At 58.2% G+C, this 15,499-nt stretch carries 11 protein-coding genes; 6 read left to right on the top strand and 5 right to left on the bottom strand.

Annotation, left to right across the window (positions count from 1 at the left end; genetic code table 11):
- Positions 1–7: 7 nt before the first annotated feature.
- The 3 genes from G538_RS17160 to G538_RS0101625 are packed head-to-tail and all read left to right on the top strand — an operon-like array spanning position 8 to position 2,918.
- Positions 8–1,183 (top strand): biotin/lipoyl-binding protein, encoded by a 1,176-nt coding sequence (locus tag G538_RS17160; RefSeq protein ID WP_051196453.1) that lies wholly within the window; start codon positions 8–10, stop codon positions 1,181–1,183.
- The gene (locus tag G538_RS0101630) at positions 1,180–1,818 is read left to right on the top strand and encodes an ABC transporter ATP-binding protein (RefSeq protein WP_029067939.1); all 639 of its coding nucleotides are present in this window, start codon (positions 1,180–1,182) and stop codon (positions 1,816–1,818) included. Before G538_RS17160 ends, G538_RS0101630 begins: the two co-directional genes overlap by 4 nt.
- Positions 1,815–2,918, top strand: coding sequence for an FtsX-like permease family protein (locus G538_RS0101625; RefSeq protein WP_029067938.1), 1,104 nt, complete (start codon positions 1,815–1,817; stop codon positions 2,916–2,918). The genes G538_RS0101630 and G538_RS0101625 overlap by 4 nt, the downstream gene beginning before the upstream one ends.
- 305 nt (positions 2,919–3,223) lie before the next feature.
- On the opposite strand, the gene G538_RS0101615 is transcribed toward G538_RS0101625, so the two are convergent.
- The 3 genes from G538_RS0101615 to G538_RS0101605 all read right to left on the bottom strand — a co-directional run bounded on the left by G538_RS0101615 (position 3,224) and on the right by G538_RS0101605 (position 7,075).
- On the bottom strand, positions 3,224–5,440 hold the full coding sequence (locus tag G538_RS0101615) for an ABC transporter permease family protein (protein WP_029067937.1): 2,217 nt from the start codon (positions 5,438–5,440) through the stop codon (positions 3,224–3,226).
- Positions 5,437–6,114 (bottom strand): ABC transporter ATP-binding protein, encoded by a 678-nt coding sequence (locus tag G538_RS14535; protein ID WP_035832743.1) that lies wholly within the window; start codon positions 6,112–6,114, stop codon positions 5,437–5,439. The genes G538_RS0101615 and G538_RS14535 overlap by 4 nt, the downstream gene beginning before the upstream one ends.
- 259 nt (positions 6,115–6,373) lie before the next feature.
- A complete protein-coding gene (locus G538_RS0101605; protein WP_029067936.1) occupies positions 6,374–7,075 on the bottom strand; it encodes an NUDIX hydrolase in 702 nt (233 codons plus the stop codon).
- A 204-nt stretch (positions 7,076–7,279) separates the two neighbouring features.
- Between G538_RS0101605 and G538_RS0101600 the strand changes: the two genes are divergently transcribed.
- The 3 genes from G538_RS0101600 to G538_RS14530 all read left to right on the top strand — a co-directional run bounded on the left by G538_RS0101600 (position 7,280) and on the right by G538_RS14530 (position 9,965).
- The gene (locus G538_RS0101600; RefSeq protein ID WP_157544259.1) at positions 7,280–7,780 is read left to right on the top strand and encodes a hypothetical protein; all 501 of its coding nucleotides are present in this window, start codon (positions 7,280–7,282) and stop codon (positions 7,778–7,780) included.
- Positions 7,781–7,902: 122 nt separating this feature from the next.
- A complete protein-coding gene (locus tag G538_RS0101595) occupies positions 7,903–9,003 on the top strand; it encodes an SPFH domain-containing protein (RefSeq protein WP_029067934.1) in 1,101 nt (366 codons plus the stop codon).
- Positions 9,000–9,965 (top strand): inorganic polyphosphate kinase, encoded by a 966-nt coding sequence (locus G538_RS14530; protein WP_051196452.1) that lies wholly within the window; start codon positions 9,000–9,002, stop codon positions 9,963–9,965. The genes G538_RS0101595 and G538_RS14530 overlap by 4 nt, the downstream gene beginning before the upstream one ends.
- A gap of 47 nt (positions 9,966–10,012) precedes the next feature.
- On the opposite strand, the gene G538_RS14525 is transcribed toward G538_RS14530, so the two are convergent.
- Together G538_RS14525 and G538_RS0101580 are read right to left on the bottom strand one after the other, a co-directional pair.
- The gene (locus tag G538_RS14525) at positions 10,013–11,614 is read right to left on the bottom strand and encodes an MATE family efflux transporter (protein ID WP_084618030.1); all 1,602 of its coding nucleotides are present in this window, start codon (positions 11,612–11,614) and stop codon (positions 10,013–10,015) included.
- 328 nt (positions 11,615–11,942) lie between these two features.
- Positions 11,943–15,317 (bottom strand): S8 family serine peptidase, encoded by a 3,375-nt coding sequence (locus tag G538_RS0101580; protein ID WP_169514074.1) that lies wholly within the window; start codon positions 15,315–15,317, stop codon positions 11,943–11,945.
- Between the last annotated feature and the right edge of the window lie 182 nt (positions 15,318–15,499).

Below are 15,499 nucleotides of genomic sequence, written 5' to 3'. Positions count from 1 at the left end.
AACACCCATGAGCCGCCACACCGCCACGGGGCGCACCACGTGGATCACCCGACGCACAGCAACCCTCGCTGGTGCGATTCTTCTGGCAGGTGTGGCGCTCGGATGGGCACTCAACCACGCCTTCACCTCCCCAGAAGACACCCTGACCGACGCCACCCACGTCACCGTCACCGCGCAAGCAGGGGAACGCGGCGAAAGCCTCACCCTGAACACCACCGCACAATGGACCCCCACCCAAGGTGCCCTCAACAGGGCGGCTGGAACACTCACAGCCCTGACAGTCGCCAACGGTGACAAAGTGAAAGCTGGCGATGTGCTCTACCGCGTCGACAACCGGCCCGTCGTCATAGCAGCCGGTAAAACACCCGCCTACCGAGACTTACGCCCCGGTGACAGCGGCCCAGACGTCAAACAGCTCGCCGCTCTGCTCAACACCCTCGGCTACACCGTCGAACCCACACAACAAACCATTGACTCCCAGTTCACTGCCGCCATCCACCAATGGCACAAAGACCTTGGCGTCCCACGCTCAGAAACCGTCACCGCAGGTGACGTCCTCTACGTCCCCACCCTGCCCACCCGGGTTGCCTACGCCCCCGACGCCCCAAGCATCGGCGCTGTCCTTACCGGGCAAGACCCACTGATCCTGACCGTGGCAGCAGAACCCACATTCCACATCGACCTCACCACAGCCCAAGCGCAACGCATCACAACCGGGAACACCGTCACCATCACCCCACCCACCGGTGACCCCTGGACAGCAGAAATCACCACAATCGAACCCAACAACGACGGTGGGCACACCGCAACCCTCGGGCCGCAAAACGGCGACACTATTTGCGGGAAAAACTGCAACGACCTTGCCGTTGACACACCCACCTACCTGCCCACCGACATGATCATTACCCCGCCAGTCAGCGGAACCATCGTCCCCCTCGCGGCGCTGACCTCCGGCCCAAACAACACCCTGCACATCACCACCACTGCCCATGACACCATCACCGTGGAACTCCTCGCCGCAGTACGCGGAGAAGCAATCGTCGACGGCCTCGAACCAGGGGTAAACATCCTCGTACCGGCTGAGAGCGACACCGACGTGGTTGGCGCAACCACCAGCACAAACGCAACGCCAACAGGTGACGATACCCCCGCTGACGACGGCACTAGCGACGACGCCCCATGACCACACTTGAAGCCCACAACATCACCTTCGCCTACCCCGGTGGCAGCCCCATTCTCACCACCTGGAGCCACACCTTCACCGCAGGCCAAACCACCGCCATCACCGGACCATCAGGACGCGGAAAATCCACCGCCCTCTACATCCTCGGGCTACTCCTCACCCCCACCACCGGGCACGTCACCCTCAACGGCGAAACCCTCTCCAACCAGCCAGACCACACCCGATCCTGGCACCGCGCACACCACTTCGGATTCGTCTTCCAAAACGCCGAACTCGACCCCACCCGCACCCTCGCAGACAACATCCTCGAATCCTGCCACTACCGCAACGAAAACCCCGCCACCCGCCACAACCACGCACTCCACCTCATGGAACGCTACGGCGTAGCCCTCCCTCCACACCGCCGCCCCGGCCAAATCTCCGGCGGCCAAGCCCAACGCGTCGCACTATGCCGCGCGCTCATCGGCGACCCACTTGTCGTCCTCGCTGACGAACCCACCGGCAACCTCGACGCCCAATCCACAACCGCCGTCATCAACGGACTCAAAGAACACGCCGCCACCGGGCGCATCGTCATCATCTCCACCCACTCACCAGACGTCGTCGCCCGATGCGACACCCACATCGACCTATGACCGCCACCCAACGCCACACACGAGAAGCGCTCGCCGGTGTACGCGCCCAACCAGTGACCTCAGCGCTCCTGATCCTCATCGCGGCAATTTCCTGCGCACTCATCCAACTCACCACTGGCCGCACCGCCGGAGTCGAAGCGGACCTCCTCAACCAGATCGACGAGGCAACATTCCGCATGATCGTGGTGCGTGCCCAACCAGACGCCGGACTCACCATGGGCGTGCTCCCAGCCCTCCAAGCAATCCACGAAATCGACAACATGATGGTGCTCGGCCCCGCCACAGACATCCACAACACAGACCGCGGCCCCACATCACCAGTGATCGCCAACCGCACCATCCCCGCGCAACTCTGCGAAACCCATGTGACCTGCGAAAACTCCACAATCAGTGGCACACTACTTGCTACCACCGCAGCGCAACGCACCCTCGGAGTGAGCCCCGGTACCGGCACTCTGGTTGGTACTGACGGCTTGACGTACGGGGTTGGTGAAACGATCACACTGCCCGCGCACCTTGCCACCCTCGAACCGCTCGCGTTAACGCCCATCCACACCGACGACCTTGCCACGCAACCCGCCGCGATGATCATCGTGCTCGTGAAAAACAGCCACGAACTAGCCGCCGTCACCGCAACACTGACCACTCTCATCGACGTACCTGACCCTTCAAAAATTAGCCTCGACACCGGCGCCTCCTACGCTGAACTACGCGCCGGAATCTCCGGGCAAGTGGGCACCTACGGGCACGGGCTCCTCGTGATGCTCATCCTTGGAACAGGGGCAGTGATCGGTGCAATCGTGCTGGGGGTGGTGTTGCTCCGCCGCCGCGAATTTGGTCGCAGGCGCTCCCTCGGTGCCACCCGCACCTGGCTCATCCGGTACGTCATCACCCAAGTTGTTGCACTCGTGGCAGCAGGCGCGGTGATCGGCACAACCGCCGGGCTCGTTGTCCTCGCTGTAGAGAACGCGCCGATGCCCGCCCCCAGTTTTGTGATCGCCGTCCTCGTGTTGTTGCTCGCTGCTGCAGCCGTGTTCGCGGCCGTACCAGCGACATACGCGGCCCGCCGAGACCCCGTCGCCGAGCTGCGCGTCCCGTAACTCTGCGGCGGTTGGTGTGTGCGCCCCGTTCAGCCCCCCACTGCCTCCACCCCACCGCCCTTCACCCCACCGCCCTTCACCCCACCGCCCTCCACCCCACCGCCCTCCACCCCACCGCCCTTCACGCCGAGATCCTAGATATCGGCGTGAGATCCTCCCCGTGGACAAGGATCTCAGTGCGACATCTAGGATCTCGGCAGTAGAGAGGTGGGCGAGATGAAGGGAGAGGACGGTCGCAGCGGGCGTAGGCGGGTTGCATGCTGCGGCGTAGCAGCGCTTGACCCACGTGAGAAGCAGTTTGGTTTTTACTGAGTGAACGCGTCCGGTCTACCGCTTTGCCACTCGGTGCCGTAACGGGCGATTGTTTTCGCTGTGGCAAGGGTTATCACCGTGAGGGAAAACAGGAGAGCTCCCAAGGTACTTACAACAAGCGCGTAGGGGACGGGGAGGGTCCCGGCGCGAAACTCACTGATGTACAGCGACAAAGCGAGGCAAATGCCGATGATTGCTCCGGACAACAGTGGGATTCCCAGAATCCCTCCCGCCAGCCGGATGTGTGTTATCCGCGAATGGGACAACATTGACACTGCCGCGAAGGCCCGGCCTGTGCGCAACACCTCGAAAACAAGAGCAGAGAAGGCAACAAAGAAAGCTATCCAAATTCCCATGGTTCCGATGGTTGTGTAGTAACCGCCTGCTGCTTGGTTGAATGTAGCAGTAACCATGTCCATATGGCCTAGAAGTGCGACTTGCGCATTTGCTGTTCCTAAAGCAGTGGTGACGGCTGACTGAATTTTCTCTGTGTCGAGAGGTTCGTTATTTGATGTGATAACAAAGAATGCGTCGGATTCAGCCAACAAATTATCTTCAACAACAGCAATGGGCGCTTCTTCCGAGAAGGCGAGTTTTTGATAATCCGTCATGGCGGAAGTTGTTGAACCGGATGAGGCTCCAAATATCAGCTCTAATGACTCCTTGTCTCCAACGACAGAAGTGTAGGTCATCGTTGAAAAATCAACGGCGTTCCCTCCTATAAGTACCGATTCTTCAGGGAGATTGTTTTTGATTTCTGCTATAGCTTTTGAATCAAACTGCTCATGAATTATTGCGACTCTACCTAAGTTTTGCGATTGTGTCTGCTGGGCATCTGAAAGAAACAGATCTTGGCGGCCCCATAGTGCGACCGTGTTGACAGTCAAAAAAGCGATGATGGTGATACCAATCGCAGTGCGAACCGTCGGTTTCGGAAGCGCTGCGAGATTTTTATATGCGACAAGACTAATGGCATCATTTCGCTTCTTACTGATCGCTGTTCCAAACTTAGCGATTACAGCAAAAACTGTGGTGAGAATACTCCCTGACAGGAGTAAAACGATAATGGCGGCAAAGGCGTACAGTGGAAACTGTGTGTCGCCAAAAGGATCCATTACTTTGCTAACAATGAGGTTTGTTGCAATGAGCAGAGCTAACACACCGAAAATGACAATGCTGTGAGGCTTTGACGGCGGCAATGTTGGTCGTGTGCCAGTCATTCCTCGTGGGGTGCGGGCGTACACAAGCAGCCCAAAGACACAAGCAAGGAATGTGATGGCTACAGCTGAGAGCGCAACCCAAGGAAGGGCATGGCGAAGATCCGCACCAATGACTTGAAAGCCTATCTTGGGCAACATCCATGTCTTGCTTGCGGCGACACTAGCGATCAGAAAGCCAGAAAAAGCACCAAAAGATGCAGGTGGAAGAACTTCACGCAAAACCGCACGTCGGACGATGCGCGGTGAGGCACCAAGGAGTGTCATGGTGAGAAGCTTGTGTCGCTTCCTCTCACTATCAAGACTAATGATGACTGCTAAAGCGATAAGGGCGGGAGTGATGAGATAGGTGGCCGCAGTGAAATAGAAGTGATTCGGGTCAAGAAAGTTAGTGGTATCGCCTGTGTTCCCGCTGAACCATAGGGGTCCATTTCTCTGCCTCCCACATTCGTAGATACTGGCACAGTGTGCTATGCGTGGCTCGTAGAGTGGTTGGAACCAGTCGGTTGACTTGGCTGTTGAGAGATCCACGCCCGCGTAGATAAGGCGCTCATTATCCGCCACAAGCCCTGACTCTTTGATTGTCCCTGCGATCTTTCCGTACCTACCCACCGCATCGGTTACTCCCGGCATTTCTAGGACCGCAGGGCTTACGAACACTTCTCCGGGGGCGGGCCACTGGGTTAGTCCAAGTGGAGGGTGAGAAGTTGGGTTTTCAACGGCAAGGAACGACCCGTAGACGGCTGTCGTATCAATGTCGACGCGGAGAAAGCCAGCCAATCCAACCGGGGCGCGACCGTCAGCGGGGGCAAGAAGATCACGCGCGTTGTCCCGTAAAAGACGCCCTTCATAGGTTGGGTGAATAAACAGAACAAAAGTTGTTGCAAGAGTTAGCAGGCAGGCTGCGATTGCAACGAGCACACGCCACCAACGACGGTGTGCTGAAGAGTCCGCAAGAAGGTTCTTTTGGGAAAGCGCTTGTGTCGTCGTCACTGGGGCACCTCATCATGTGACCACAGTTGACCATTTTCAAGAATGAAGCTTCTATCGGCCCGTGCTGCAAGTTGGGGGTCGTGTGTGACCAGGAGGAGACCACGCCCCTCTTTACGCGAGTTGTTGAACAGTTCGTCTGCGACGCCGTCTCTCAGTGTGGTGTCTAGAGCGCCTGTAGGTTCGTCCGCGATGATGAGCGGGGCATCATTAATGAGTGCGCGAGCCAAAGCGACACGTTGCCGTTCTCCACCCGACAGGACGTGCGCAGGAACTGACACGTTATCCACGCCGAACCGATGGAGAAGTTCGGAAGCGCGTGATGCCGCACTGTCCCACGATTCATTGTTAAAAAGTGCTGGAATCGCAACATTCTCAATGGCGTTGAGCGCTGGTAGCAATTCCCCAAATTGATAGACGAAGCCTAATGATTCTCGACGCATTCGGGCTTTCTCAGAAGCCGTTATTTTGGCAATGTCGCGATCCTGTATGAGAACTCTCCCTCGAGTGGGCCTCAGTAGTCCTGCCACCAAGGACAAGAGAGTGCTTTTCCCGCTGCCAGATTGCCCCATGATGGCAACAGAGGTCCCCGCCTCAACGCTCAAGGACACCCCCTCAAGAATGACCCGATTTTTGTACTTGAACGAGACTGAGTCAAGCGACAGTATGTTTGCCATGTGGCGAGCAACCCTAACAGCGGAAAATGAGGAAAATGCAGTGTGGTGCGTTTTGAGGAAGTCAATATAAGTGAGCGATGTTCAGTGCGGCTGTTATGGATTCGTGAAAAGAGCCCGTTGAGCGTCCTGTACTTGTGAGGGGCATAACAGCACGAGAAGTATAGTAACAAGCATCAAGACAAATCGTATATGTCATTGAATGCGAAACTATTAATGATATGACGGAAGCCCTACGAAGCCCTTTTGTGCTGCATCAGGGTTACATGCTGCGGCGTAGCAGTGGCGGGTAGAGCACGGCGTCGTGTGGGGAAATGCCGTCAGCGACCCGGAAAAGTTCGGCTGGGCGGCCAGTGCCGCCGCCTCCACGTTTACCTGTAGAGGTGACAAAACCGGGTGTTCCGGTGATCTTGCGGTGGAAGTTGCGGGGGTCAACGTTTTGCCCCCACACCGCTTCGTAGACTGCCCGTAGTTCCGCGATGGTGAACTCTGCTGGGCACATTGTTGCGGCTAAGGGGGAGTATTCAATTTTGTTGCGGGCCCGTTCAATGGCGTCGTTGAGGATTGTTGCGTGATCGAATGCCAGGGCGCCGAGTGTGGAAACGGGATGCCACCCGGCTTCGGTGGCGTCTCCGCCTGCTTGGGGGATGCGGTCGGCTGGGGCGAGTAGCAGGTGGGCCACGGACAAAATGGGGCCTCGCGGGTCGCGGTCGAGGGGGCCGTAGGTGCGGAGTTGCTCTAAATGTCCTGGTGGGACGATACCTGTTTCCTCGTCGAGTTCGCGCAGGGCGGCGGCAGGCAGGGTTTCGTTAGGCAGGACAAAACCGCCCGGGAGGGCGAGGTCACCGGCGAAGGGTTCGAGGAGCCGCCGCACGAGGAGAACATTGAGTTCACCGTTGAGGACAGTGAGGGCAACGATGTCCACGGTGACGGGCACGAGCCCGGCGGTGGGGGGAACAGTCATGGCCACCACCCTACCCTTAGCGTCACAATGACGAAAACAAGATTGACGAAGCGAAGGGCCGTGGCAGCGCCGGTGCGGGTGGTGTTCATCGTGCGGTAATCCGACGGTCACCCTGTGTCCGGGTTGGAGCCAGCGCCCCCTGTTATCGATGAGTCGTCACTGTCAACGCTGGTCGCGAACGGCGCGGCCGAAGGGAGAACTTACGTGACGAATCATCATTATTGTGCGCACCGCAAGGTGGGTGCCGCAACCGTTGCTGCCCGGTCCCGCCAGGTTGCTGCCGCCGTGCTGCTAGCGGGGAGTTTATTTCTCAGCGGGTGTACGGCATCGGCTCAGTCTGCGGAAGCTGGGGGAGGTGTTGGGCCAGATGAAATGAAAACTGTGACCCACACGGAACCTATTACGGGCATGTCAGATTCTGGTGTGGAGGGGGTGTTGGCTTCTTATCAGGAGGGCGACAAGGCCTACTTTTACGTCCTGGATGACACTGGGGTGAAGCATGGTCTCATCGTGCCGCAGGGGTTTACCGCTAGTGATGACGGGTGGACTTTGTTGAATGAGGGCCGCGAGGTTGCGACGGTCGGTCAGTCGTACTTTTTCCCTGGTGGGTGGGCTTCGGAACAAGTAGGGACGATGTGGGACTTGCCTGACACGCAGGGTCATTACACGTTGTGGGTGGTTGGGGAGCCGCGCTCCGAGGAGTAGCAAAACACCCTTAGGGTCAACTTGACGATAACTCTCGACATGGGTTATCGTCGAACTGACGAAAACGGGTGGGGTGTGGTCACCCCCACAACCACACCCCACCATCACCTAAGGAGCACCCCATGAGCGTCATCCGCACATTCCCCGCCTTCTCCCACTACCTCGGCAGCGCAAACGCGGACGTCATCCACCTCAACAGGGGAGCACTCAAACACCGCGGCATCGGGCAATCCTTCTGGTTCCGCCCCCAAACCTCCGTCATCAGCGAAGTGCCCGCCACCGACCAAGAACAACCCGTCGTTTTCCACGTCATCACCCGCGACCAACAAGACGTCACCGTGCAAGTCAACGTCACCTACCGCTTCACCGATGCGCACCTCGCCTCCCAACGCCTCGACTTCGGTGTGTTCCCTGCACGCCGCAAACACGAACAACAAGCCGACGGGCGTCAACGAGTTGGCGTGATCATCGGTCAATCAGCACAATCAATCGGCGTCACCCTCTTCGCCACCCTCAACCTCAATGCCACCCTCGAACACGGCATCATTCGCCTGCACGAAGCGCTGATCGATGGCCTCACAGCAGACCCACGCCTCACCTCAACCGGCATCGAAATCCTCGGCGTGCGCGTGCTATCCGTCCGCCCCGAAACCGCCATCGAAAAAGCACTCCAAACACCCGTCCGCGAACGCCTCCAATCCGAAGCCGACCGGGCCACCTACGAACGGCGAGCCCAAGCAGTCGAACGCGAACGCACCATCTCCGAAACAGAACTCGCCTCAAAAATCGAGCTAGCCCGCCGCCGCGAAGACCTCCTCACCCAAGAAGGTGCCAACGCCCAACGAGAAGCCCGCGAAACCGCAGCATCGGCGTTGATCACCACCAAATCAACCATCGAACGCAGCCGCCTCGAAGCGGCCTCCAGCGCAGAACGAAAAACACTCCTCGCCGAGGCCCGCGCCGCCGAAATCACCGTGATCGGCCAAGCAGAAGCCAACAAAGAAAACGCCCTCATGCAGGCCTACGCAACCGTTGGGCGCGACGTACTCACCGCGCTGGCACTGCGAGACGCAGCCGCAGCTCTTCCCAACATCGGGAATCTCACCGTCACCCCAGATGTCCTCACTGGCCTGCTGGGCAACCTACTCGGTGGCGGTACACAGCCAACCGGAGGGCCAAACGGAACTGACATGCCAGCGGCAAACCAACGGGACGCAGCATGAGACGCCGCGCAGTCATCGTCCACCGCCGCACCGAACTTGACGAACTCCTCAACCGCCACGCCACCCGTGGGCAAGCAGAGTTCTTCCTCCGCACACGCGGCCGCACCCTCGATGACGTGCAACAACGTCACGACACCACCACAGAAGCGATAGCCACAATCCTCAGTGCCATACCCACCGACTGGGCCGTGGCTCACGTTGAACGCGCTGACTTGTCCCGGTTTTTGTTCGCCCCCGAGGATGTCGTGCTTGTCATTGGGCAAGACGGGCTCGTTGCAAACACCGCGAAATACATCACCAACCAACTTGTGATCGGAGTGGACGCCGCCCCAGGGGTAAATGCCGGGGTGCTGGTGCGCCACAGTACCGCCGATGCCACAGCGAGCATCGGACGCATAGCTGAGGACCAGCACGGAACGCACGCAACCAAACTCATCACCCACAATCAACTCACCATGGTGGAAGGTGCGCTTGATGACGGGCAAACCTTGCGGGCACTCAACGAACTGTATGTTGGGCACGAACGTCACCAATCCGCCCGTTACAGTGTGCGAACCGCGGAGGCCAGCGAACGGCAAGCATCGTCCGGGATCATTGTCGGGACAGGAACAGGGGCAACCGGTTGGTTGGCATCAATCAGCCGTGATCGCGGTGGGCGGCGTTTGCCAGCACAGTCCGATGCGGCTCTCGCCTGGTTTGTGCGTGAAGCGTGGCCATCACCCGCCACCCAAGCGACCCTCACTGAAGGGGTTATTTCTCGCGGTGTGCACCTGGACATCACCGTGGAATCAGACCAACTTGTCACCTTTGGTGACGGCATTGAAACTGACCGGCTCACCCTCACCTGGGGGCAAACGCTGCGCATCGGGGTTGCCGAGCAACGACTCCTCCTTGCGTCGCCCGCGTCGCCCACTTCTGCTACCTCCCCCACGCCTGCTACCTCCTCCACGCCGAGATCCTAGATGTCGGCGTGAGATCCTCGCCGTGGACAAGGATCTCAGTGCGAGATCTAGGATCTCGGCTGGGGAGAGGGCTGGGGAGAGGCCTGGGTAGAGTGGCGCAGGCCGTGGGCGTCGTCGTGGGGTTCATACTCGTCCGGGACGCTGTTAGCGAGCAGTGACACCGCCATATCCCGGTCAGCCTCGGATACCCCAAGGGGCATGGGAGCAGCATCAGCGTGAACATCGTTGTCGCCCACACCGGTTGTATCCTTCACTGTGTCAGACCCACCGAAAGCGTTCGGCCCGCTAAAGGCCGCCGATGCCCCAGAAGGTGTCGCGGTCGTAGCGAGTTTCAGCCGGGCAGCGCGCCATGCCGGCACCAACAACACCACAGCGCCAACCCATGCCAACGGGTTACCCCACACAATGCCAGTGAACCCAAACAAGGCACCCAAAATAATGGCCGCACCAACACGCATCACCAGTTCGATAACACCAGTCAACGTGGGAACCAGCGTGTAACCCAAGCCTTGCAGAGCGCCGCGCAGCACAAACAGCACACCCAACACCACATACAACGAACCGTTTGTGACCAGGAACCAGTGCGCCATGTCCACAACGCCTTCAGCGTCGTTCCCAACAAACGACCGCACAATGGGGCCACCAGCGGTAATGAGTACCGCAGCTAGGGCAAGCCCACCAGCCACGGACATCCACAAACTTTGTCGCACACCAACACGGATGCGGTCCATCAACCCAGCACCATAGTTCTGTGCGGAGAACGTCGAAACCGCCAACCCCAACGATGCCAGGAACGCAATGGCGAGGCCGTCAACGCGGGTGGCTGTGGTGTACGCGGCCACGGCATCGGCGCCAAGGGTGTTCAACGCAACCTGCACTGCCAGCGTGCCAATCGCGATGATTGATGCTTGGAAACCCATCGGTAAACCAAGGTGTAAGTGGTGGCCTAGCTCGGCGCGAGTGACCCGCCAATCCTCACGCTGTACGTGCAGCACAGGTAACCGGCGGCGCACAAACAGCAAACACAACACCACGGACAACAACTGTGACAACACTGTTGCCAACGCTGCACCGCCGACGCCGTACCCAAGCCACGCCACGAACGCCACAACAAGAACCACGTTCATCAGGCAGGCAATCACCAAGAAAATGAGCGGCGTCCTAGAGTCACCGATCGCACGAATAATCGCTGACAGGAAGTTGAAAAACATGGTTGCCCCAGCGCCCAAAAAGCTGATCACCGCGAACGTTGTCGCCTGATCGAGGAGCTCGGGTGGGGTGCGTAGCAACACCAGCACGGGCCGGGCAATCAATGGGGCCACAATGGTGAGGAAGATGCTCACCCCAGCAGACAGCAACGCGCCTGCAGCCACCGACCGGCGCACGCCACGCAAATCACCGGCACCAAAAGCCTGTGCGGTGGGGATAGCAAACCCAGAGGTCATGCCCCACGCGAAACCGAGCAGCAAAAACAGCAACGACCCTGTTGCGCCAACGGCAGCGAGGGACGTCACACCCAGCACATTGCCCACTACCATCGCGTCGATGACGTGGTACATCTGCTGGACGAGGTTACCGATCAATAGGGGAACGGTGAAGAGGAGGATCACGCGCCAGGGGCTGCCGACGGTGAGGGTCCTTTGAGACATGACAGGGTGCTCCGAGATCACAACAGGGGGGTGGAATCGTGGCGGCAGTGTGGCACCCATCGCCACCTTCGCCCACAAAACTCGTATCGATTCGATGCTACGCCTGGCCCCCTCCGGTGCGTCTAGGCTTTATCCCCGTGAACTGCGCCTCAACAACAAAAAATTACCTCCCCACGGCGTGCACTTGACCTTAACCAACACTTACGTGACCCCCACCCGGGAGTGACGCAACAACCCGTAATTGCCCGCGACCTCAGTGAAACGCAGTGGGGGACCACGCCGCAACGGCATGGTCCCCCACAAACGCGCATCGGCCCGATGCCCGTGATTAGTCAGCTGGTCGAGTCACCTCAACACCAGTGAGGTCAACACTGAGCCCCGCAGTACGGTTCAACCCGTAATCCCAGGCGTACAGTGTCACCGAATCAGGAAGCGCGCGGTCCGTACCCAAACGCTGTTCCATCGTGTCCCAAGAAGACTCGATATCACTGAGTGGAACCGTCACCTCATACACGTGACGCTTCTTCACCGTGGTGAACGGGGTGTCTGTGGTCAGCACCCGCTGGAAATACCCGGTCGTTTCAGACTCGTGGAAAGACACCGCCGACAAATATGTGTCGTCGCTGACCGTTACCGACAGCGCAGCATCCGCACCCTCACCGGTCGACTCAACACCCTCAACCTTGGGGCCTACCGCGTCAAACGTCAGCGGTGTTTCCTTACGTTGAATGGCGCTAGTGGGCTTTGAGGTCCGCGCAATCTGCGTCAACGTGTACGCACCAGGCTTCAACTCGCGCCCACGTGAGTCATACCCGTTAAACAGGGGCTGGTTATCCAAGTAATCCTCGGCGTACAAGATGTACCCCAAGTTCGCGAAGTAGAACGACTTCGCGACCTGATCAAACTTGTACTTAGCCACAGACTTACCCGTAGATCGCTGCACCAACGAATACTCCAACTTGTCAGTGTTACGCAGTAACCCGGTGTACGTTTGGAACTCGTTTGGCTTGCCCTCCACCAATAGCGGCGAGAACACATACCGTTCAGGTTTGATCGTCGCGGCAGGTTCACTTAACGCCGCACTCGTTCCGTTCGGGTCAAGAGGGTTCACACCCAACACGGTGCTCAGTGACGTGTTGTACAACATTGTTCCCGCAATGTGGAAGTCCTCCGTGACGAGGTCAGCATCAAAAACAGGTGCGTCACTCCAGTCCCCGTAGAAACCCAAGTATGGCAACGACAACGTGGGTGCCGTGTCCGATGCCAACTGCACAAAGCCCTCAACGTACGTGCCGTTGACCGCCGGTTTCACAGCATCCTTAAACGCCTTCTTCGCGGAAACAGTCACCTTCACTGTTGCAGAACCACGGGCCGGAACAGTGAGCTTGTCGCCAGAAACCCGCGACCCTTTGAAGGACACATCAATGCCCTGACCAGTCCAATCCACTGACTCATCCTGGAAGAACCCACCACTGATCGCATCGGACAGCGCAGTGGCATCCAAGGTGTACTGCTGGCGCTCGCGGGTCAGGTTGTGTGCGGTGAAACTGAAGGAGAAGTTACCTTTGTCGCTTTCCCCCATCGATGCGGAGGGGCGTGCTTTGTCTGTTGCACCCTTCACGGTCAGGTACACCGGGGTGCGTTGTGCGGCTGGTACGTTCGCGATTCCGGCGCCCTGCTTGCGTGGGGTGTAGAGAGTTTTTTCGCTGGAATCAGGGTTGATGAGCGGCCGTGCGGTGTTCATCATGATTTGCATGGCCAGTTCACCGGCTTGTACGGAGTTTTTCTTCCCGTAGGTGGCTGGGTTGTTCAGAATGTGCTGTTTGAGGATCGCCAGGATGCCCGCTGTTTGCGGTGCAGCCATTGATGTTCCAGATTTCCAGCCGTAGTCGTTCCCAGGTACGGCTGAGTAGATGTTGCCACCTGGTGCGGCAACATCGGGCTTAAGTTGCAGGTCAGGGGTCACACCCATGGAGGAGAATGCCGATGCCCGGAACTCTTCGCTTGGTGCCTCTAGTTGGTCAGAATCCACCGTGAGCGTTTTTGTGGTGCTGGCAAGTAGTTCGTCACCGTGGGACTTGGAAATCATCGCGGTGGGAATGTCGCTTGCGTCAAGTGAGGGGGTGAGAAGGTCAGCAGACTCCACGTTATCCATGATGAGGACTGCCGCAGGGTTGTAGGTCGCTGCCGCCTCAACCTTCGCTTGGAACGTGATCGAGCCACGGCGGATCAGGAAGATCGTGTTCTCAGCTTCACCAGGTTCTAGTGTTGCTGCTGCCGCCGCAGTGTCCTCGGGGGTGCCGATGCCCGCATCGACGTATTTGTATGTCCCTTCGGCTAGTTCTGAGAACGGGGTGACAGCGCCTGTGCCCGATGCCGCAGCACTTTGGTAGTACACCTTCAGTCCGTCGCCGCTTAGCAGATAAGAGCGAGCCAGAGCGTTGTTGATGCTCGCAATGGAGAGGTTTGGTTCATAACTGGAAGGAGAGGACAACACCCCGTAGTCAGGGTCGGTGACGTAGGGCAGGTCCTGGCCGGAAGTGTTGCGTACTGCGGCGTGCTGGGAGTTACCAGCTGAGGCGTTAATGATGACACCGTTTTTGCGCAGCTTCTCGTAAATGTTTCCGTACAGGCTGTCGCGTTCACGGCTGTATCCGTTGGAGGAACCAAGGGACATGTTAATGACGTCAGGCTTGATTTTCACGGCGTCATCAAGAGCAGCGAGAATCCACGAGTCTGAGGCGAACTCTTCGGTGTCACTGAATACCTTTTGCACCATGACCTGCGCGTTGGGTGCGGTGCCGCGGATTGCTTCGCCACCGTTCGCTGCCGAGATGCCAGCTACGTGCGTGCCGTGGGACATGTCAGTATCCCCAGTGGGATCCACAATGTTGTCACTGTCTGCGTAGTCGTACGCGAAAGGCACTTTATTGTTGACGTAGGTGGCTGTTTTCCCTTGTCCGAGGGACTTTCGAAGTTTGTCGATCTGCTTTTTGGTGTACCGGACTTTTGAGGTATCGAGGTTGTCCACGAACGCCTCGTGAGTGGTCTCTAAACCGGTGTCAATGATGCTGATGAGCATGCCATCACCAAGCTCTAATGCTTGATCGGCGCCTGTCATAGCGAGGGAAGAACCATTGGCCCAGTCGTAAGTGCTTGTGCTGAGCGGGTCGACGGGCATGTTCTCTGGGATTTCGTAGCGGCGTTCAATGAACGTGGTCCGCACACCTGGCGCATCGGATACGGCGGGTTGCCCCCACCGCGGGATTTCTACGGCAATACCGGTAAATGCGGTGTCGTACTCTTGGACGATTTCCACGTCCGGGGCGTCAAAACCTTCGGCTGCGGCTTGCTGGCCAAGTGTTTCTTCCAAAGCCTCGGCGACTTGCTCAGGGTTGTTTGCTTGGGCTGGGGCAAGCTCGATGATTGTGACAACGGTTTCTTCTGGATCAGCGACAAGAAGTTCTTGGTCATCCTGGTCGGAGTCTGCGGTGCCTAACGTGCTGAGATCGATGGGGTCTGAGCCTTGCGCTGCTAGTTCATCAGCTGACAGGAGGAGCCTGGCGGTGTCTTCCGATGCGTCAGCAGCGGATGGGGAAGCTAGTGCGCTGGACGTGATGCCGATGCTCGTTGAACCGGCAAGGAGAGCTGTACTTGCCAGAACGGCAATCGCTCTCGTAGGAACTCTGGTGTTATGTGTCATGCCACCAGAAATTAGCATCAAGTGGTGGTTGATGTACCTCCTTAAACGATTAGTTTATTGACTAGATACTTGGCAGACAGTAAGTTACCTGCCGGAAATATCTGGGCAACAAAAACAGTGACATCGCAGGTCAGAAGCTATTGAATTATCAACCACCGGCAGAAAGTGCAATGTTGTGTTAT

Origin of the sequence: Jonesia quinghaiensis DSM 15701, assembly GCF_000423205.1 — a bacterium.
Lineage (GTDB): Bacteria > Actinomycetota > Actinomycetes > Actinomycetales > Cellulomonadaceae > Jonesia > Jonesia quinghaiensis.
This window is presented reverse-complemented; position numbering and strand designations above follow the sequence as displayed.